Raw genomic sequence first — 18,872 nt, 5'->3', positions numbered from 1 at the left:
AAATAACATGGCTACAGTAACCTTAAAAGGTAATGCATTTAACACTTTAGGAGCCTTGCCTAAAGTGGGTGACAATGCGCCAGACTTTAGTTTAGTAAAAGTCGATTTGTCGAGTATAAGTTTGCAAGACTTCAGTGGTAAAAAGTTAGTACTGAATATTTTCCCTTCTGTGGATACAGATGTGTGTGCCACTTCAATTCGCACTTTTAATAAAGAGGCCAGCGAATTAGATAACACCCATATCTTATGTGTATCGGCCGACTTACCTTTTGCCGCAGCGCGTTTTTGTGGTGCTGAAGGTATTGAAAACGTGGCTACAGGATCAAGTTTTAGAAGTACATTTGGTCAAGATTATGGTGTTGAATTTGCTGACGGTCCTTTGGCTGGATTATTGTCACGCAGTGTAGTGGTAATAAATGAGCAAGGAAAAGTGGTATACACAGAACAAGTGCCAGAAACCACTGATGAGCCTAATTATGCAGCTGCTTTAGCTGCTTTATAATAGGGTAAAAAAAAGCCTGATTATAAAATCAGGCTTTTTAAATGGTTTTTATTATTTAAGTAAATTTATTAATCTAATTTATTAATCTAATTTATTAAATAAGGCCTCTAAATCTAAGCCTTTGTGGCCAAGCATATCGCGCAAGCGTCTTAGCGCTTCTACTTGAATTTGACGCACACGTTCCCGTGTTAAGCCAATTTCTACCCCTACATCTTCTAAGGTAGATGGTTCATATCCAAGTAACCCAAAACGTCTGGCTAATACTTCTCGTTGTTTAGGATTGAGGTCTTCCAACCATTTTACTATGTTTAGTTTGATATCCGAGTCTTGCAGATCTTCCTCTGGACCATGGCCTTTGTCATCGGCAATCACATCAAGTAATACTTTGTCATTTTCGCCGCCAATGGGCGTGTCAACTGAGGTGATCCGCTCGTTCAGACGTAGCATTTTAGTGACGTCTTGTACGGGTTTATCCAGAGACTCGGCAATTTCTTCGGCTGTGGGTTCGTGATCGAGTTTTTGAGCGAGTTCTCTAGCGGCTCGCAAATACACATTTAATTCTTTTACTACATGAATAGGCAAACGAATGGTGCGGGTTTGGTTCATAATCGCCCGTTCAATGGTTTGTCTAATCCACCAAGTTGCATAGGTAGAAAATCTAAAGCCTCGTTCAGGATCAAATTTTTCCACTGCACGAATGAGTCCTAAATTACCTTCTTCAATCAGATCAAGTAGAGCCAGACCTCGATTGTTATAACGTCGAGCAATTTTTACCACTAAACGCAGATTACTGACTATCATACGTTTGCGTGAGGCTTCGTGGCCTTTTAGTGCTCTTCGTGAAAAATAAACTTCTTCTTCGGCAGATAAGAGTGGGGAAAATCCGATTTCTCCAAGATACAGTTGTGTAGCATCGAGGTTTTTAGGCGTGTCTTCTTGATTAGCTAGAATATCTTCTAATTGTTCTTCGGCTTGTTTTTCGGCTTTGGCAAGTTCTCGCTCAACAGCGTTTTCAATGTCGCTGAAAGGATCCACTTCAACCACAACTGACTTTTCTTGACCCATAATAATGACTCCTTAACGGTAATATTTATTCAACATCTCCTCATTCATTATTATTCTTTATTGTTATTATCTTTTAGGTAGAAATCGCAAAGGATCAACGGATTTTCCTTTGTACCTTACTTCAAAATGAAGCTTAACCTTGTCGGTTCCGCTTCTACCCATAGTGGCAATTTTCTGGTTTGCCGTTACCCACTGCTGTTCTTTGACTAAAATTTTGTCGTTATGCGCATAGGCCGTTAAATAGGCTTCTGAATGTTTAATAATGACTAAATTTCCAAAACCACGTAATGCATTGCCCGTGTATACTACTTTTCCATCAGCCGCCGCCAAAATTGACGAACCTAATTTTCCTGAAAAATCTAAGCCTTTATTGCCCGCTTCAGCTGCTGAAAATCCTTGAATTACCGCGCCTGAACTTGGCCAAACCCAACTTTTAACTCGGTCAGGAAAATAACCGATAGAAGACCCAACTGAGTCTTGTTTAATTTTTAACCTGCTTTCACCATACTCCTGCTTTTTTGCTGGGTCAACAGATTGATTTACAATTGTTTTCGAAGTCTGACCAGTTTTGTTTTGAGATTTTTGATCTTTGTTTTCAACGGTTTGAACTAACTGTAAAAGCTGCCCAGGATAGATATGATAAGGCGCGGGTATACGATTTATTTTAGCCAGATCCCTATAATCATTGCCCGAATACCAAGCTATTGAGTACAGAGTGTCACCTTCTTGCACTTGGTAACTTGCGCCTGAATAGCCTTGAGCATCAAAATCTCTAAAGGTTTTTCCCTGATATAGCTCTGTTACCGGAGCAGGTTGGCTACGTTGGCTACATGCTGAAAATAAAATTAACGCAAAAAAACTACTGACTAATAGCCAGATGTGTTTTTGTCTTTTAAATACTTCAATCATGAAGTAACAGCATGCCTTTCACCCACTTTCTCTAAGCCCAAAACTAAAAGCATGCCTAATAGCATTAAACCTATAGCATAAAGCACTAAAGAGGGTTGATTGTTGAGTGTGGAAAAGGTGCTGGGCAAAATGTTGTCTTGCACCAAAGGAATGGTTTTTCCATGTCTATCTATCACCACTTCTATGGTTTCTTTCCAGGGCCAAACTTTATTTAACGAGCCCAACATAAAACCTCCTAGGAGAGCCAAAGTTTTGGTTTTGTGATGGGCGAACATCCAGCTTAAAACATGCGAAAAGCTCAATAAGCCAGCCACACAACCGCTAGCAAATAAAGCAATGGTAAATAATTGAAAGTCTTTTATGGCATTCAACATTGGGGCGTACATACCTAGCAATAACAAAATAAAGCTGCCAGAAATACCGGGTAAAATCATAGCGCAAATCGCTAACATGCCAGATAAAAATACCACAAGAGGAGTTGACTCTATTTGAGTAGGGCTAATTAAAGTTATGTAGTAGGCACTTACTACGCCTACTAAAAATGTGATCATAAGCGGTACATTCCAGTTTTCTATATGTCTGATCACCGACCACACTGCGGCAAGGATTAAGCCAAAAAAGAAAGACCATAATAAGATCGGGTGATGGGCCATAAGATACAGCACCACACGCGCAAGGGTTAAAATACTGAGAATGACACCACTAAATAATGTGAGTAAAAATGCGCCATTGATATGCTGCCAAGTTGCCTTAATACCCTGGCTAAATAACATTTTTAAAGCACTAAACCCACATTGTTTGAGTGAAAAAATTAGCTCTTGGTAAATGCCGGTGATAAATGCAATGGTGCCGCCAGATACACCTGGCACAGCATCGGCTGCCCCCATTAGTGCGCCCTTAGCTGCTAAGCCAAGATATTGGCTTTTTCGGGTTCTAATTGACTTCAAATGATATCTCCGGCCACTAAAGGAACAAAACGTACTGCCTCGATTATTTTTTCTTCGAATTCATCACCTTGTCGTGTAATGCAATGTAACTCTTGGGTTTCTTGGCCAACAGGAATAATTAAGCGTCCACCTTCTTTTAATTGTAAGCGCAGTTCCTCGGGCATAAATTTGGCCGCTGCAGTGACTATTATGGCGTCGTAAGGACCTTTGCTGCTCCAACCTAACCAGCCATCAGCATGTTTCATTTTTACATTGTGTAAATCTAGTTGATTCATACGGCGCTTAGCCTGAAATTGCAGAGTCTTTATTCGTTCAACAGAAAATACCTGAGTAAAAATTTGCGCAAGAATAGCGGTTTGATAACCCGAGCCTGTACCTATCTCTAATACTGATAGGGTAGGATTTTGATTCTCCAGCAATAACTCTGTCATGCGTGCGACTATATAAGGCTGAGAAATGGTTTGTCCTTGACCAATAGGCAGAGCGGTATTCTGGTAGGCTTTATGTTTTAAGGCGTCTGGTAAAAACAATTCTCTAGGCGTGTTGGCAATTGCGCTTAAAACTTGAGTGTTGTTAATGCCTTCTTTGTGCAAAAGGTGTGCAAGACTTTCGCCTTTACGAGATGCTGCTCTCATGTTGTGCCTATTTTTCTTATTTTTAGGGTTTAGGAATAAAGTTTATTTTTGTTTTTTATTGGTCAGTATTAACGTCAACTAGCTCACGAATAACCGAAGTTGCAAAAGTTCCAGCTGGCAGTGAGAAACAAAGATTTAATGTATCATCTGTACGAGTCCATTCAAGCTCATTTGCAAATAATTGTATCGCGCGTCTTTCTTGCTTTAGCCCCAATTTTACTAAGCTTTGGGTAATTTGACCATGGCTTGTGGCTAAGTTGTTTTCAAAATTTAAGGCATCTAACTGGGAGGCTAATTGACCTTGTCCCCAAAGAGGCGCAGTGAGAAAAATATCTCGCTCAGCTAGGCGCTGCATAATACTTGGGTGTTGCTCAGTCATACAGAAAAAACTTTGACTGCCAGCGAGTTGCAACACTTCACCAAGCATGGGAGTAGAGAAACACTCTGCTTGAATGCGACTATGCACACATTGGTTAAAAAACCATGAACGTAAAGCAGAAATTGCCATTGACCGTTTATTTCTATTACGTATTTCTTCACCCATAAGCATTTTTTCGGCTAAGACTAAATTTCCCCCTCTGGTGTCGTACTTAGTATCACCAAAACGCTGTTGACCATAATAATTAGGCACTCCTAATTGTTTAATAAGTTGTAATCTCTGGTCTAATTCAGCTAATTGTTTGGGGCTTCCTTGCAGATCTCTTAAGGTGATCTCAAAACGATTGCCTTTTAGCACCCCTGTTCGTAACTTTTTATTGTGCCGAACCGCTTTAATTATCTCAGCCCCTGGCAGATTAAATGCCGACCAATCAAAGTCTTTTTTGCCGGGACAATGCACACTAAACCATTGCTGAGTTTGGGCATGCTTATCTTTACGCCCTGCATAGGTTACAGACCTTAAAGGTAAGCGGGTAAACTTGGCAATTTGCTCGGCTAAATAGGCGGTATTAAGCCCGATTTTTTGTACCCAAAGGTAGATATGTTCACCTTCGCCTATAGGGTGGTAACCTAGTTGTTCAGTGACCTTGAAGTCTTGTGGGCTTGATTTGAGCTGGGCACTAATGCCTAATTTGGGATACAAATGTAACCAATGAGAAGTTTGCATTAATTAGATTCAGTTTTTTTGTTTAGCAAGACAACAGCATAAGTGGCAATGCCTTCTTTGCGCCCCGCAAAACCGAGTTTTTCGGTAGTAGTAGCTTTTACATTAACTTGGTCAATATGAGCATTTAAATCAGTCGCTATGTTTTCGCGCATTTGTTGGATATGCGGTGCCATTTTAGGGGCTTGGGCCACTATGGTTAGGTCTAGGTTGCCTAATTCATATTGATGTTGTGAAACTAATTTAGCCACATGCCTTAATAAATTTCGGCTATCTACATTAGCAAAAGTGGCATCAGTATCAGGAAAGTGTTTGCCAATGTCGCCTAAAGCTAAGGCACCTAATAAAGCGTCACATAAGGCATGCAAGGCAACATCACCGTCAGAATGAGCTAACAACCCTTGTTCGTAGGGGATGCTGACACCGCCAATGATGATGGGGCCAGCCCCACCAAATTTATGTACATCATATCCTTGTCCAATGCGAATACTCATAAGGTTTTACTTGATTCCTAAGTTAAATGGGTAAGATAAAATTCAGCTAAAAGTAAGTCTTCTGGCTGAGTCACTTTAATATTCGAAGATTGGCCCAAAACCAAACGCACCTCTTCACCTATGGCTTCCATCGCCGAAGCTTCATCGGTCACTTGGGTAGAGGTTGCTTGGGCCTGCTGTAAGGCAAATTTTAATTTGGCCAGTTTAAAAAACTGTGGGGTTAATGCATGCCATAAGTTTTCTCTAGGCTCTGTTTTTTCAACTCTTATGGCGCTTTGATTATTAGGCTTAACACTTCTTTTCATGGTGTCGCGTACAGGTGCAGCTAATATGCCCCCTACATGCCCAGTTTCGGCTAAGGCAAGCAAGGCTGTTAAATCAGACTGACTAAGACATGGTCTAGCTGCGTCATGCACTAATACCCACTCTTCATTCTGCTCAACACTGTGTAAACCGGCTAACACAGAATCGCATCGCTCTTCGCCACCTATTACGGTTTTCACCTTGGACTGCTGAGAAATCGCTAATTGTTTAAATCTGCTATCTTGCGGGTTTAATACCACTATGGCCTGTTTGATCTGCGGATGACTAAGAAGGTTTTCCAAAGTATGTTCAATTATGGTTTTACCGGCAATCTTTAGGTACTGCTTAGGGCATTCTGCTTGCATGCGGCTACCAATGCCTGCGGCAGGCACAACTACTGTAAATTGACGCATAAAATCCATAACTAATTATTGGCGACTAGGTAAAATACGGTAAAAAGTTTCGCCTTGTTTGATTAGGCCAAGCTCGTTTCTAGCCCGCTCTTCTACTGCTTCTAGGCCTATTTTTAGATCTTGGATATCGGCTTTTAATAGACTATTACGTTGGCGTAAGTTGGCGTTTTGCTGGGTTTGCAAGGCCACATCTTGTTTTAGTTTAAGGTAGTCTGGTACGCTATTTTTACCAAACCAAAGTCGATATTGAAGCAAACACAATAGCGTAAATAAGACTACTACCGCCCATTTCATATTGTTTGCTCCTTCGACCTAAAAAAGCCCATTATGCCGAGGTTTTAGCACTAGGGCTAGTGGTATCATCAAGTAACCCACAAGCTGCATCTTTGGGCATAAGTTAGTTAAACAGGTTGTTTAATAACTTATCTTTAAGTTTGTCTTTTTGTTTATCAACTAGGCTAGTGAACTTAGCCTCTATCAATTTATTTACTTGGCTCAAATCACCTTCTGCTAGCTCTTGCCAATTGTTCCATTGGGTTAAATTAGCTTGTTGTTCACCTAACAGACCTTGGCTTTTGGCTGCTAACTTTTGTTGTAACTCAGTTAGTTTACTTTGTTGTTCTGGACTGAGATTATTTAATAGGGCTTGGCCTAGTTGTTTATTTAAGTCTGAGCTTAAAGATAAATCAATTGCACCTAATGTGCCGCCAATATCAGTGTTAATAGTCAGTTGCTTAAGGTTATTTAAGCTCTGAGCAATGAGTTTGGTTAAGTTGTTTTTACCTTCGGCAGAAATGCTAAGTTGGCTTAAATCTATGCTACTGCTGCCTTGCAGTTGTGCTTTTTGAATGCCAAGCTGGCCCCGACTAGACAACTGCCCTTGGTGCAAAACACTGGCTAGTTTGTCTTGCTTAATTAAGGGGAGTTCAGCAAGTCTAAGGCCAAGTAACTGCCAATCTTGTTGAGCTTGAATGCCAGCCTCACCCAACCAAAAATCGCCAGCTAATTGTAGTGATTGCCAAAGTGCACTTTGTTGTGATTGCAGGGTAAAAGTGGTGGCTTGTCCAATTTTGTCATGTTGATGTGTAATGTTTTGCCAATGGCTTACTACTTGTTCTTGTTGCCAATTAATCGATAATTGTGCCTGTTTAATCCAAAGGTCTGGCAGTTTTGAACTATCGTCAAAGGCTATCCATTGACCTTGTTCAGCATTTTGACTTTGCTCATCTTGTTGTTGCTTTTTCAACATTGGGCCCACTATGTCAAACGCTGCTAAGGCATATTGACTCCATTGGGCTATTTGTTCACCAAAAACTAATTTTGTAACATTCTCAATGGCTTGTGCATCACCGGCAATAAGCGCTTGTAAGTTTTGATAGTCTTGCTTTGGTGCGGCTTTAAGTTGCGCAATTTGCGGGCCTAACTCAGCTTTAGCTTGCTTAACCGCTTGTTGAAAGGCTTTGAGTTTTTGTTGTTGCTCTTGTACTTCTTGTTTTAACTTTTCGAATTCCTGCTTGGCTGCAAGCAATTTTGCAGGATCTTGATAATCGGTTTCGGTTAAGGCTTTAAAGCGCGCTTGAAATGCTGCTAGTTGTTCTTTGCTAGGTAAATCAGCATATTGCTTTTTTAATATTTCGCTATGTTTTTCATACACAGCTTGAGTGTCTTGCACGGCTTTGGTGGTTTTGAGCGGTGAATTAGCTAAAATTTCGTCTACGCTAGGGATCTTAGCGTCTTCACCTAAAAAAGGTGCGCTTAAAGATTTTGATAACTCTATGGGCTGATAAACTTCACCTTCAGATTCGCGTAGTGTGGCAAAGGCTAAGCCTTGTATTTTAAGTTCATCAATAATAACTTTTCTGAGCAACAAGGGCGCCAGCTGAATATTGGCTGACACAGACTGTGCCGCCACTTTGTTATGGGTAGGCTGACTGGGATCAGTTAGCTGAAGATCAAAAAGCTCAACCCCAAAAGGTGAAAAACTATGTTCTACTCTGGCAATATTCACCTCGGCCCCATGGGCTTGGCCTAGGCTTTTTTCAGCAATAATTTTTATCCAAAAGTCTAAAAATAATAAAGTGACAGCGGCGATTAAGGCGACTATCCCAATAAAGGCCAAGACACCTGGGAGACGGATCAGTGAGCGCATGTTTAGGCTCCTAACGAACGATAAAGTTGATAAAAATTGCTGCCTTTTAAAAATTCCACAATGCGCCATTGATTTACCCACAGCATAAGGCGCTGGCGATACTGGTCAACGAGCTTTTTACTGCCAAGCAGTAATATAGGAAATAACAACAAACTGGCCACTAAACTGCCTAAAGTCAAAGTGTGATAAAACTGACTAAGTTGCCCTAGGTAAGTGCTGTATAAAAATGTCCATAAACCCTGCAATGAAGGTAGCATTAACAGCCAATGGCCTAGTTCGGAAAAGCTAGCGTTTAAGGGCAGGGCCAATAAAGTAAAACCTGCCCAAGCCACGATAAAAGTCGACAGGTTTATCCGAAAAAACAACACCACAAATAACAATATTAGGCTGTGTAAGCCTAACCACGGGGTTAAACCCATAATGGCACCTAAGGCAATGCCAAAGGCCAATTGCCAGGCAGAAGATTCAGAATTTAGCGCTTTAAATAATTTAGCTAACATACCCATGTAAAGCCCCTCTTAATAAAATGCAGAGTTAAGTAAAGCTCAACTGAATAAATGGTTTACATCCAGTTGTCGTTTCTGCGTCTTTTCTTTGGAAGGTAAGTAATAATGATGCCTAAAATTAAGCTGATCAAGGCCACAATTCCGCCTCGTGTAAACCATTCCATTTGCGCAGTTTGATCGTAGTCAGCTAACGTTTGTGTTAACTGGGCATTGGTATTTTCTAATTCTTGCAGCTTGCGTATATGACTGGCATTTTGTGATTTTAGGTCGACAATTTGTTGATTGAGTAAGTCATTATTGCGACGCTGTTGTTCAATAGTTTGCTGAAATTCTTGAACTTGTTGCTGCAAGCCAGGCACCAGTTCCCGCACACTGCCAGTGGCGTTGATAAAATCTGCATCAACCCAACCCGTTCGTTGTTTGTCATCTATGATTTCAACAAAGTTTTTTTCAAGGTTTTCTTGTAATAAAGTGACGCGAGTACCGGCAACCACCGAACCTAATATTCTAAAGTTTCGACCTGGTCCTGCATGTAAATAGGTATAAAGATCGTCAGAAATATAGCGAATTTCACCTTCGCTATCGTTTGGCTCTTGAGCTATAGCTGGAAACCAACAAAGACTGCTGATAACCCAAAATAAAATTGAAATAAATGGCTTGCGCATAATTAATAAACTTACTGCCTTAAACTGGCTACAAATGGTATGGGTTGGTGTAAGGAAAGGCAAGTATCTATTTAGCTAAATGTGATCTTGGGTCTAAGTCTAATAGCTTATTTGTGAGTATTATTGCAGGTCACCCTGTGACAAAATACTTGCATTAATTGATTAAACATTTGCACATTTTATGGAATACGAAATCGAGCTTAAGTTGCTCACTCATGCTCAGGCTGGCCAAGTCATCACTGATCAACTATTACCTCAACTAAAGGCTCAGGTACATCATCAAAGATTAGTGTTAACTAATCATTATTTTGATACCCCTGACAGAGTGCTCAGGCAGCACGATATAGGTTTAAGGATCAGAGGGCATAATCAGTCTTTTGAGCAAACCCTTAAAACTGCCGGTAAATCTGTAGCGGGCTTACATCAAAGACCAGAATATAATGTTGACCTAGGCTCAGCCCATGCTGAACAAGCTGCACTTGTTCCCAGATTAAATTTATTTCCAGCCTCAGCTTGGCCACAAACATTAGATGTTCAAGCCACTCAGTCGCAACTTGAGTTGTTGTTTACTACTCATTTTACCCGTGAAAGCTTTTTACTTGAGTTGTCTGAAGAAGAGCATGTAGAGCTAGTTTGGGACTTAGGTGAAGTACGCTCGGGCAAGCAAACCCAAGGTATTTGTGAGATAGAACTAGAGCTTAAAAAAGGCCACACCAAAAGCTTATTTGAACTAGCCAAAAAATTAGTCCAATTATTGCCCACTAATATTGGCATAGACAGCAAAGCGGCCCGAGGTTATAAACTTTTACAAGCAAGCCAAACTGTAAATGCAGCTAAGTCTGATAGGCAAAATCAAGCTCAGGATTTACCAGCCAATGGTGAATCGCTAGAAGTCTGTTTGCAAAGCTGGCAGCGCTGTTTAATTAATCTAAGAGAAGGGTTTGACTTAAACTTAGCCCAAGATGCTCTACAAAAATTAAAGCAACTAGTAGCGCTTTGGCAGCAATTCTCTGGTCAGTTTGATGGTGCTGAATATTCAAATTTAACGGGGCAACTAGAACAGTTTTTAGACGCTTATCAATTCACCCTAAAGGCTCAACACCCTGATGACTTATTGGATTTAGTTAGCAGCCACAAGGCCACAATTTGGCAATTGGAGATGTTGCAACTCTTGTTAGAAAAACCTTGGCTTGACTAGCCCAATATAAAAATCAGATTTAACTAATCGCTTTTTTACGCTTTACCCTTAAGTGCGATACAGAGACTATCTTTAACCTAATGTAATTGGCTAAGTTATTGTTTCTTTTTAGTAATTTCATACTAAAGTGTAACGGGTAACTAGATATTCTTAATTGTAAAGGAGCGTCCATGAAAGCGTCTGATCTTTTTGTAAAAGCCCTAGAAGCTGAAGGTGTGGAATATATCTTTGGCATTCCTGGTGAGGAAAACCTCGACCTATTAGAGTCATTACGTCACTCTAAAATAAAACTGATTTTAACTCGTCATGAACAAGGTGCAGGTTTTATGGCGGCGACTTATGGGCGCTTAACCGGTAAAGTTGGCGTTTGTTTATCAACTTTGGGGCCAGGTGCCACCAATTTAGTCACCCCCGCTGCTTACGCGCAATTAGGGGCAATGCCCATGTTAATGATTACTGGACAAAAGCCAGTTAAAACCAGTAAACAAGGGCGCTTTCAGGTGATAGATGCAGTAGATATGATGCGTCCTATTACAAAATACACCACTCAGTTGGTGAGCGGTGATCGTATCCCTTCGGCTGTCAGAGAAGCTTTTCGTCTAGCGTCAGATGAACGTCCAGGGGCGACTCATATTGAGCTACCAGAAGATATTGCCGCTGAGCAGACCCAAGCTCATTTATTAACGCCCAGTATTACTCGTCGCCCTATAGCTGAGTACAAAGCTATTAATAAAGCGGTGCAAATGATAGAAACCGCTAAATCACCCTTGCTGTTAATTGGGGCGGCGGCAAACCGTAAGCTCACTTCTAAAATGTTAAAGGCCTTAGTAGATAAAACTGGTATTCCTTATGTGACCACCCAAATGGGCAAAGGGGTGCTAAATGAAAGCGACAAATTATTTATGGGCAATACTGCCTTATCTTCAGGGGACTTTGTGCATCGCGTGATTGAGGCTGCAGATTTAATTATTAATGTTGGCCATGATGTTGTAGAAAAGCCGCCGTTTTTTATGCACCAAGGTGGACGAGAGGTGATCCATATTAATTTTGAACCTGCCGCAGTTGACCCAGTGTATTTTCCGCAACTAGAAGTCATTGGCGATATCGCCAACACAATCTGGCAAATTAAAGAGCAAATTAGTCAAACTACAGATTGGAATTTTGATTTCTTTACTACTGCACATAATGCCTATTTAGCGCATAAAGCAGAAAGTGAAAACGACGACCGTTTTCCTATTTTACCTGAACGCTTTGTTAATGATATACGCACAGCCATGCCAGATGATGGCATAGTCACCTTAGACAACGGGGTGTATAAAATTTGGTTTGCACGTAACTACCCAGCTGCATTACCCAACACCTTATTGTTAGATAACGCATTAGCCACTATGGGCGCAGGATTGCCTTCTGCTATGGCGGCCAAAATGGTAAATCCAGATAAGCCGGTGATTTCTGTATGCGGTGATGGTGGATTTATGATGAATAGTCAGGAACTGGAAACCGCAGTACGATTAAAGCTGCATATAGTGGTCATTATTCTGCGTGACGATGCCTACGGTATGATTAAATGGAAACAAGCCAATATGGAATTTGAAAACTTTGGTTTAGATTATGGTAATCCAGACTTTGTTAAATACGTTGAAAGTTATGGTGGACAAGGTTGGCGCATTCAATCGGCAGGTGAGTTATTGCCACTAGTGAAAAAATGTTTAGCCGAGCCAGGGGTGCATTTAATTGACGTACCTGTGGATTATTCGCTAAACGATAAAACATTAAATCAAACCCTGCGCCAACGTAGCCAAGCGCTTTAAACTCATACAGTAACAGGACACCTTCTATGTTAGAAAAATCTTATCCTTATTATCTGGCAAACCAAGCTGTGTTTGCCAACCAAGATTTAGAAGTCACCAACAAGTTTACTAATCAAGTGGCTACGCGGGTGGCATTAGCCGATGCCACAGTAATAGATCAGGCCATAGCGGCAGCCGAGGCTAGCCAGCCCAAGTTAAACAAAATGGCAGCTTATGAGCGGCAAAACATTTTAAATCATTGTGTAAAACGTTTTGAGCAAAGGTTTGACGAATTGGCTCATGCCTTGTGTATAGAGGCGGGTAAGCCAATTAAAGACTCTCGTGGTGAAGTCACGCGCCTAATAGATACATTTAAAATTGCAGCGGAAGAATCGGTACGTATGCATGGTGAAGTGTTAAACCTAGAAATTACCCCTAGAGCCAAAGGCTACACTGGTATGTATAAAAGGGTTCCTATAGGTCCTTGTTCCTTTATTTCACCTTTTAATTTTCCGCTTAATTTAGCCGCACATAAAGTGGCTCCAGCCATTGCCAGTGGTTGTGCCTTTGTTTTAAAACCTGCTAGTCGCACCCCATTAGGGGCGTTAATCATAGGTGAAATATTGGCCGAAACCGATTTGCCTAAAGGGGCTTTCTCCATTTTACCCTGTAGTCGAGACGGAGCAGATTTATTTACCACAGACCCAAGGTTTAAATTATTAAGCTTTACTGGCTCTCCACAAGTGGGCTGGGAGCTAAAAGCCAAAGCCGGTAAAAAACCAGTGATTTTGGAGTTAGGTGGCAATGCAGCTTGTGTGGTGGATCAGGATAGTGACATTAATGATGCGGTTGAGCGTATTGTATTTGGTGCCTATTACCAGTCTGGGCAGAGCTGTATTAGTGTGCAGCGCGTCATAGTACATGAATCCATTTATCAAGAGTTTAAGCAAAAGTACACAGAAAAGGTGGCTAATTTAGTTCATGGCGATCCATTAAATGAAGACACCTTTATTGGCCCTATGATTTCTGAATCTGAAGCAAAAAGGTTAGAAACTTGGATACAAGCAGCGGTATCTGCCGGCGCTACTTTGTTATGTGGCGGCAAGCGTGATGGCAATATGTTACAAGCTAGCCTGCTGGAAAATGTGCCTAAAGACGCGGATATCAATACCCAAGAAGCTTTTGGTCCAGTATCTACCTTAAGTTCATTCAGTGATTATGAGCAAGCCTTAGCTGAGGTAAATGACAGCCAGTTTGGTTTACAAGCTGGGATATTCACACGGGATATATACAAAGCCCACCAAGCCTGGGATACCTTAGATGTGGGAGGCGTGGTAATAGGTGATGTGCCCAGTTGGCGAGTTGATAACATGCCCTATGGAGGTGTCAAAGAGTCTGGCTTAGGCCGTGAAGGCATTACCTTTGCTATGGAAGATATGACCGAAATTAGGTTAATGGTGTTAAGAACTCCAAGCTAAAGTATCGGTTAAGAAAATGGCCATAGCCCAGTATGTTGGGCTATGGTCAGTGTTAAAACATCGACTCTAATACTTTTTGGGTAAACTCTTTGCGTAAATAAAATCCCCGTGGGCGTGAATGAATAACTTGCCCATCTGGCCCTATGGCTTGGGTTAAGGCACTGCCATTTGCCGCTTTGGGGCGCAATTGTAGATATTGACCATGTTTGGCGGTAATTTGTTCGATTTTACCTAAACTGATCATTTCCATTAACTCTTCCCAATCGTTTTTTAGTTGTTGATCTTGTTCTATTGTGGGCGACCATAAAAATGGGGTGGCTATGCATCTGTCTTTAGGTGGCACCTCTCGCCTTCCATCTAATGGGACCCACAGCACTTTTTGTAATTTATTTCTAACACTGCTGGTGTGCCATTCTATTCCTGCTATGTGTTTTAAAGGCGCATAACATACATAAGTGGTTTCTAGTGGTCGCGCATTTTGGTCAATGGGAATGGTTTTTAATTCAACCCCTAAATGGGCAAAATCTTGTTGGGTTTTGGCACCGGCAGTGGCACCTAAACATAGTTCAAGGAGTTGTCCACTCCAGCCTTTTTCGCGCTTAAAGTTAGCCGGTACTTTTACCTTGGCGATTTGGGCGATTTCACCTAAGGTTAATCCCGCTAAGGATTCAGCTCGCTCCATCAACTCAGCAATTGAGTTGGGTTCGTCTTTAGGTATGCGTAATTGTTTCATTTTTAGCGCTACAGATAGTGATATTGCTTTGAATACACCCTAGTTTATGGAAGAATGCATGACATTAACAGAATAGAGTTATCTGGAGTCTAAGTGATTGATGCTGAAGGATTCCGCGCTAATGTTGGCATAGTGATTTGCAACGAGTTAGGACAAGTTTTTTGGGCAAGGCGCTATGGGCAACATTCATGGCAGTTTCCGCAAGGCGGAATCGATGAAGGTGAAACTGCCGAACAAACCATGTATCGCGAACTCCATGAAGAAGTGGGATTGTTGCCAGAACAGGTAAAAATCTTAGCTGTCACTAAAAATTGGTTGCGGTATAAATTACCTAAACGCTTGGTAAGGCAGGGCAGCAACCCTGTGTGTATTGGGCAAAAACAAAAATGGTTTTTGTTGCAACTTGTTTGTAAAGAAGAAGATGTAGACGTATTGCAATCAAGTCATCCTGAATTTGATGATTGGCGGTGGGTGAGCTTTTGGTATCCTGTACGTAATGTGGTGTCTTTTAAACGTGATGTGTATCGTCGTGTGATGAAAGAATTTTCGTCTACAGCTATGCCGAGTAATCAACAACCTAATCAACATACTTCTCAAAAACCAAAGCGGCGAAGAAAAGCCTAATCTAGCTAGATGTAGATAAATTTTAAAGGTATTAAAACCTAATGTTAACTACGCTCAAACGCATTGTTCAAGAAGTGAACCAGATCCCAGTTCTGGACGATGCGTTAGCTTGCTTGGCGACTCGTTTAATCGAAGCACTAAAGGTCGATTCTTGTAGTATCTATTTGGCTGATTACCAACAACAACATTTTTTGTTGGTTGCCACAGAAGGCCTAGCCAAGTCTGCAGTGGGGCAGGTTTCGGTGGGATTTTCCGAAGGGTTAGTTGGACTTATAGGTCAAAGAGAAGAGCCGCTAAACATTAGTGATGCGCCTAGCCATCCGCGCTTTAAATTATATCCCGAAGTTAAAGAAGAAAATTACCATGCATTTTTAGGTGCCCCCATTATTCACCAGCGCAAAGTCTTAGGGGTATTAACCTTACAACAAAAAGACAAAAGGCGCTTTAGTGAAGACGAAGAAGCCTTTTTAGTCACCCTAGCCATGCAAATGGCCGTTGAATTGGCAAATGCCAAAGCCAGAGGGGCGATTACCCTACTTCAAGAAAACCTTCCTGCTGATTGGCAAAAATCTTTACGTGGCATTCCAGGCTCTTCGGGGTTAGCCAGTGGTGTGGGTTATTTACAAAATGTCATGGTTAATATTCATAACCATGCACCTAAACGCGCCACTAATTTAGCCCAAGAAGTGCAAACCTACAGACACGCGGTTAGGCAAACCCAAGCAGATATGGCAGTTTTATCTGAACGCATTCAGGGTGAAGTACCAGAAGATGTGCGTGCCATTTTTCAGCTTTACCATCATCTGTTAGATGCCAATAGTTTAGGCAGAGAAGTCGAAGAAAAAATCAAACTCGGTTGGGATGCCCCTACTGCATTAAAAATGGTAGTAGAAACCTATATTCGCCAATTTCAATCTATGAATGACCCCTACATGCGCGAGCGTGCTGTGGATGTAGAAGATATGGGCAATAGGGTACTGGCAAACATTCTAGGCCTTACCAGTAATAAAACCGAAAAGCGAGATCCCCCAGAGCATACCATTTTAATTGCCGAAGAAGTCACAGCTGTGATGTTGGCAGAGTTTCCGGTGGAAAAACTCAAAGGCATAGTTTCGATGCGTGGCTCGCATAATTCTCATGCCGCTATTATGGCAAGAGCAATGGGGGTGCCTGCCGTAATGGGGGTGGATAATGTACCTATTGCGTTTTTGGAAGAGCAAGAGATTCTGTTAGATGGTTATACCGGTGACGTTATAGTGTCGCCTAACCAAATCATCAGACGCGAATTTGATCAGTTAGTATTAGAAGAGCAATTACTGTCTGAGAAAATTCATTCACAAGACACCTTGCCAGCGATCACCACAGACGATTGTAAAGTAGCATTGTTTACCAATGCCGGCTTGTCTTTAGATGTTGAAAAAAATGATAATCCCTATTCAGATGGGGTGGCACTATTTCGTACCGAAATTCCTTTTATGATGCGTGAAAGGTTTCCTACTGAACAAGAGCAAGTGGAGTTATACCGCAGCTTGTTAGCCGCTGAACCGAATAAACCTTTTACTATGCGAACCTTAGATGTAGGGGGAGACAAACCCTTACCTTACTTCCCCATTACTGAAGAAAACCCGTTTTTAGGTTGGCGTGGAATTCGATTGACCTTAGATCACCCTGAAATATTTTTGGTCCAGATCCGCGCCATGCTACGCGCCAGTATTGGCTTTGATAATTTGCAAATTATGTTACCTATGATCACTTCAGTGAGTGAAGTGAGTGAAGCTAAACGCTTAATTAGGCAAGCATTTTATGAAGTTGAAGAAGAAGCCAGCGAAATAGGTGAAGAGCTTAACATGCCCAAAATTGGGGTGATGTTAGAAGTACCTGCGGTGATTTATCAATTGCCACAATTGGCAAAAATAGTTGATTTCTTTTCAGTGGGTAGTAACGATCTGACCCAATATTTGTTAGCCGTTGATCGTAACAATGCGCGCGTGGCTGAACTATACGATAGTTATCACCCAGCAGTATTAAGTGCACTCCATACCATAGCTAAGCATTCAAATATGCTGCAAGTGCCTATTACCGTATGTGGAGAATTAGCGGGTGAGCCTGGCGGAGTGATTTTATTATTGGCCATGGGCTATCGTAAACTCAGTATGAACAATCATAATTTGCTTAAAGTAAAATGGATCATTCGAAATATCCATAAAGGCAGTGCAGAGCAGCTTTTAGCCAAAGTGTTAACCTTAAATAATCCACAAGATGTACGAGCTGAAATCAATAGTTACCTAGAGTCGGTAGGCTTAGGTGGTTTGGTTAGGGCGGGAATTTAACCTATAAAAGTAGGCTGAATGATGGCCTGCTTAATGTTATTTTGTGGATTAATTGATAAGGTTCAAGGCTGCTTAATATAATCACTTTAAAAATTAACTAAAAGCCTAGGGCTAGCGTGCTTGGCTGAATTAGATGTAGATTTTAAGAGAAATAAACATGCAACAGTATTTATCTCTAATGCGCCATGTATTAGAAACCGGCACCAAAAAAGAAGATCGAACTGGCACAGGCACACTTAGCGTATTTGGCTATCAAATGCGTTTTGATTTAAGCGCTGGCTTCCCTTTAGTGACCACTAAAAAATGTCATCTGCGCTCTATTATTCACGAGTTGTTATGGTTTTTAAAAGGCCAAACCAATATTGCCTATTTATCTGAAAACAACGTTAAAATTTGGGATGAATGGGCCACTGAAGAGGGAGAGTTAGGTCCAGTTTACGGCCAGCAGTGGCGCAGTTGGCAAGGTGCAGATGGGCAAGTGATCGATCAAATCAGTGAATTGGTTGAGCAAATAAAAACGAATCCAGACTCACGCCGCTTGATTGTTAGTGCTTGGAACCCAGCGGTTTTGCCTGATTCATCTATTTCACCAAAAGAAAACGCTAAATTAGGTAAGCAAGCTTTGCCACCTTGTCACACTATGTTTCAGTTTTATGTGTTAGACGGCAAACTATCTTGTCAGCTATATCAACGTAGCGGCGATATCTTTTTAGGTGTGCCATTTAACATTGCAAGTTATGCTTTGTTAACTATGATGTTGGCTCAGGTGTGTGATTTAGAATTGGGAGATTTTGTGCATACATTTGGCGATGCTCACTTGTATGTCAATCATATTGAACAAGCCAAGTTACAACTCAGCAGAAAACCCTATCCCTTGCCGAAAATGCGGATCAACCCTAGTATTAAAGATATCTTTGGTTTTGGTATTGATGACTTTGAATTAGTTGGATACCAAGCTCATGAACATATCAAAGCACCAGTGGCAATTTAACTTTTATGCCAAAGCAATTAATTAAGGTGATTTTGTTA

General features: G+C 41.2%; 19 protein-coding genes. 7 read left to right on the top strand and 12 right to left on the bottom strand.

Going from position 1 to position 18,872, the window contains the following annotated elements; genetic code table 11:
- The first annotated feature begins 7 nt into the window (after nucleotides 1-7).
- Nucleotides 8-502 (top strand): thiol peroxidase, encoded by a 495-nt coding sequence (tpx, locus tag ACVCDT_RS00760; protein WP_447130832.1) that lies wholly within the window; start codon nucleotides 8-10, stop codon nucleotides 500-502.
- An 81-nt stretch (nucleotides 503-583) separates the two neighbouring features.
- Here tpx and rpoS read toward each other — a convergent pair whose 3' ends face one another.
- The 11 genes from rpoS to ACVCDT_RS00705 all read right to left on the bottom strand — a co-directional run bounded on the left by rpoS (nucleotide 584) and on the right by ACVCDT_RS00705 (nucleotide 9,690).
- A complete protein-coding gene (gene rpoS, locus ACVCDT_RS00755) occupies nucleotides 584-1,567 on the bottom strand; it encodes an RNA polymerase sigma factor RpoS (protein ID WP_447130831.1) in 984 nt (327 codons plus the stop codon).
- A gap of 66 nt (nucleotides 1,568-1,633) precedes the next feature.
- Nucleotides 1,634-2,476, bottom strand: coding sequence for a peptidoglycan DD-metalloendopeptidase family protein (locus tag ACVCDT_RS00750; protein WP_447130830.1), 843 nt, complete (start codon nucleotides 2,474-2,476; stop codon nucleotides 1,634-1,636).
- The gene (locus ACVCDT_RS00745) at nucleotides 2,473-3,423 is read right to left on the bottom strand and encodes a polyprenyl-phosphate transporter (protein WP_447130829.1); all 951 of its coding nucleotides are present in this window, start codon (nucleotides 3,421-3,423) and stop codon (nucleotides 2,473-2,475) included. The genes ACVCDT_RS00750 and ACVCDT_RS00745 overlap by 4 nt, the downstream gene beginning before the upstream one ends.
- Nucleotides 3,420-4,058 carry a protein-L-isoaspartate(D-aspartate) O-methyltransferase gene (locus tag ACVCDT_RS00740; protein ID WP_447130828.1) on the bottom strand — a complete coding sequence of 213 codons (639 nt, stop codon included), beginning with the start codon at nucleotides 4,056-4,058 and terminating at the stop codon, nucleotides 3,420-3,422. The genes ACVCDT_RS00745 and ACVCDT_RS00740 overlap by 4 nt, the downstream gene beginning before the upstream one ends.
- 55 nt (nucleotides 4,059-4,113) lie before the next feature.
- Nucleotides 4,114-5,163, bottom strand: coding sequence for a tRNA pseudouridine(13) synthase TruD (gene truD, locus ACVCDT_RS00735; protein ID WP_447130827.1), 1,050 nt, complete (start codon nucleotides 5,161-5,163; stop codon nucleotides 4,114-4,116).
- On the bottom strand, nucleotides 5,163-5,654 hold the full coding sequence (gene ispF / locus ACVCDT_RS00730) for a 2-C-methyl-D-erythritol 2,4-cyclodiphosphate synthase (protein WP_447130826.1): 492 nt from the start codon (nucleotides 5,652-5,654) through the stop codon (nucleotides 5,163-5,165). Before ispF ends, truD begins: the two co-directional genes overlap by 1 nt.
- 17 nt (nucleotides 5,655-5,671) lie before the next feature.
- Complete coding sequence (ispD, locus tag ACVCDT_RS00725) at nucleotides 5,672-6,379, bottom strand: 2-C-methyl-D-erythritol 4-phosphate cytidylyltransferase (RefSeq protein WP_447130825.1); 708 nt, start codon at nucleotides 6,377-6,379, stop codon at nucleotides 5,672-5,674.
- A 6-nt stretch (nucleotides 6,380-6,385) separates the two neighbouring features.
- Entirely contained in the window at nucleotides 6,386-6,664 is a 279-nt protein-coding gene (ftsB, locus tag ACVCDT_RS00720) for a cell division protein FtsB (protein WP_447130824.1), read from the bottom strand.
- Nucleotides 6,665-6,767: 103 nt separating this feature from the next.
- Nucleotides 6,768-8,519 carry a TIGR03545 family protein gene (locus ACVCDT_RS00715; protein WP_447130823.1) on the bottom strand — a complete coding sequence of 584 codons (1,752 nt, stop codon included), beginning with the start codon at nucleotides 8,517-8,519 and terminating at the stop codon, nucleotides 6,768-6,770.
- A gap of 2 nt (nucleotides 8,520-8,521) precedes the next feature.
- The gene (locus tag ACVCDT_RS00710; protein ID WP_447130822.1) at nucleotides 8,522-9,025 is read right to left on the bottom strand and encodes a TIGR03546 family protein; all 504 of its coding nucleotides are present in this window, start codon (nucleotides 9,023-9,025) and stop codon (nucleotides 8,522-8,524) included.
- Nucleotides 9,026-9,081: 56 nt separating this feature from the next.
- Nucleotides 9,082-9,690: a TIGR04211 family SH3 domain-containing protein gene (locus ACVCDT_RS00705; protein WP_447130821.1), complete on the bottom strand. Its 609-nt coding sequence runs from the start codon at nucleotides 9,688-9,690 to the stop codon at nucleotides 9,082-9,084.
- Between the two features lie 181 nt (nucleotides 9,691-9,871).
- Here ACVCDT_RS00705 and ACVCDT_RS00700 point away from each other — a divergent pair, with 181 nt between their 5' ends.
- The 3 genes from ACVCDT_RS00700 (at nucleotide 9,872) to ACVCDT_RS00690 (ending at nucleotide 14,156) form a co-directional block, all read left to right on the top strand.
- Nucleotides 9,872-10,888 (top strand): CYTH domain-containing protein, encoded by a 1,017-nt coding sequence (locus ACVCDT_RS00700; RefSeq protein WP_447130820.1) that lies wholly within the window; start codon nucleotides 9,872-9,874, stop codon nucleotides 10,886-10,888.
- Nucleotides 10,889-11,058: 170 nt separating this feature from the next.
- A complete protein-coding gene (locus ACVCDT_RS00695; protein ID WP_447130819.1) occupies nucleotides 11,059-12,699 on the top strand; it encodes an acetolactate synthase large subunit in 1,641 nt (546 codons plus the stop codon).
- Nucleotides 12,700-12,725: 26 nt separating this feature from the next.
- A complete protein-coding gene (locus tag ACVCDT_RS00690; protein ID WP_447130818.1) occupies nucleotides 12,726-14,156 on the top strand; it encodes an aldehyde dehydrogenase family protein in 1,431 nt (476 codons plus the stop codon).
- A 52-nt stretch (nucleotides 14,157-14,208) separates the two neighbouring features.
- On the opposite strand, the gene mutH is transcribed toward ACVCDT_RS00690, so the two are convergent.
- Nucleotides 14,209-14,889, bottom strand: a complete 681-nt coding sequence (gene mutH / locus ACVCDT_RS00685; RefSeq protein ID WP_447130817.1) for a DNA mismatch repair endonuclease MutH — start codon at nucleotides 14,887-14,889, stop codon at nucleotides 14,209-14,211.
- 93 nt (nucleotides 14,890-14,982) lie between these two features.
- Here mutH and rppH point away from each other — a divergent pair, with 93 nt between their 5' ends.
- The 3 genes from rppH to ACVCDT_RS00670 all read left to right on the top strand — a co-directional run bounded on the left by rppH (nucleotide 14,983) and on the right by ACVCDT_RS00670 (nucleotide 18,834).
- Nucleotides 14,983-15,513 (top strand): RNA pyrophosphohydrolase, encoded by a 531-nt coding sequence (rppH, locus tag ACVCDT_RS00680; protein ID WP_447130816.1) that lies wholly within the window; start codon nucleotides 14,983-14,985, stop codon nucleotides 15,511-15,513.
- Nucleotides 15,514-15,554: 41 nt separating this feature from the next.
- On the top strand, nucleotides 15,555-17,843 hold the full coding sequence (gene ptsP / locus ACVCDT_RS00675) for a phosphoenolpyruvate--protein phosphotransferase (protein WP_447130815.1): 2,289 nt from the start codon (nucleotides 15,555-15,557) through the stop codon (nucleotides 17,841-17,843).
- A gap of 157 nt (nucleotides 17,844-18,000) precedes the next feature.
- Nucleotides 18,001-18,834 (top strand): thymidylate synthase, encoded by an 834-nt coding sequence (locus ACVCDT_RS00670; protein ID WP_447130814.1) that lies wholly within the window; start codon nucleotides 18,001-18,003, stop codon nucleotides 18,832-18,834.
- Nucleotides 18,835-18,872: the final 38 nt, after the last annotated feature.

It is taken from the genome of Paraglaciecola aestuariivivens, from assembly GCF_052983255.1.
This window is presented reverse-complemented; position numbering and strand designations above follow the sequence as displayed.

Coding starts and splice junctions, on each gene's coding strand:
- tpx (WP_447130832.1), top strand. CDS start 8: ATGGCTACAGTAACCTTAAAAGGTAATGCATTTAACACTTTAGGAGCC.
- rpoS (WP_447130831.1), bottom strand. CDS start 1,567: ATGGGTCAAGAAAAGTCAGTTGTGGTTGAAGTGGATCCTTTCAGCGAC.
- ACVCDT_RS00750 (WP_447130830.1), bottom strand. CDS start 2,476: ATGATTGAAGTATTTAAAAGACAAAAACACATCTGGCTATTAGTCAGT.
- ACVCDT_RS00740 (WP_447130828.1), bottom strand. CDS start 4,058: ATGAGAGCAGCATCTCGTAAAGGCGAAAGTCTTGCACACCTTTTGCAC.
- truD (WP_447130827.1), bottom strand. CDS start 5,163: ATGCAAACTTCTCATTGGTTACATTTGTATCCCAAATTAGGCATTAGT.
- ispF (WP_447130826.1), bottom strand. CDS start 5,654: ATGAGTATTCGCATTGGACAAGGATATGATGTACATAAATTTGGTGGG.
- ispD (WP_447130825.1), bottom strand. CDS start 6,379: ATGGATTTTATGCGTCAATTTACAGTAGTTGTGCCTGCCGCAGGCATT.
- ftsB (WP_447130824.1), bottom strand. CDS start 6,664: ATGAAATGGGCGGTAGTAGTCTTATTTACGCTATTGTGTTTGCTTCAA.
- ACVCDT_RS00715 (WP_447130823.1), bottom strand. CDS start 8,519: ATGCGCTCACTGATCCGTCTCCCAGGTGTCTTGGCCTTTATTGGGATA.
- ACVCDT_RS00710 (WP_447130822.1), bottom strand. CDS start 9,025: ATGGGTATGTTAGCTAAATTATTTAAAGCGCTAAATTCTGAATCTTCT.
- ACVCDT_RS00705 (WP_447130821.1), bottom strand. CDS start 9,690: ATGCGCAAGCCATTTATTTCAATTTTATTTTGGGTTATCAGCAGTCTT.
- ACVCDT_RS00700 (WP_447130820.1), top strand. CDS start 9,872: ATGGAATACGAAATCGAGCTTAAGTTGCTCACTCATGCTCAGGCTGGC.
- ACVCDT_RS00695 (WP_447130819.1), top strand. CDS start 11,059: ATGAAAGCGTCTGATCTTTTTGTAAAAGCCCTAGAAGCTGAAGGTGTG.
- ACVCDT_RS00690 (WP_447130818.1), top strand. CDS start 12,726: ATGTTAGAAAAATCTTATCCTTATTATCTGGCAAACCAAGCTGTGTTT.
- mutH (WP_447130817.1), bottom strand. CDS start 14,889: ATGAAACAATTACGCATACCTAAAGACGAACCCAACTCAATTGCTGAG.
- ptsP (WP_447130815.1), top strand. CDS start 15,555: ATGTTAACTACGCTCAAACGCATTGTTCAAGAAGTGAACCAGATCCCA.
- ACVCDT_RS00670 (WP_447130814.1), top strand. CDS start 18,001: ATGCAACAGTATTTATCTCTAATGCGCCATGTATTAGAAACCGGCACC.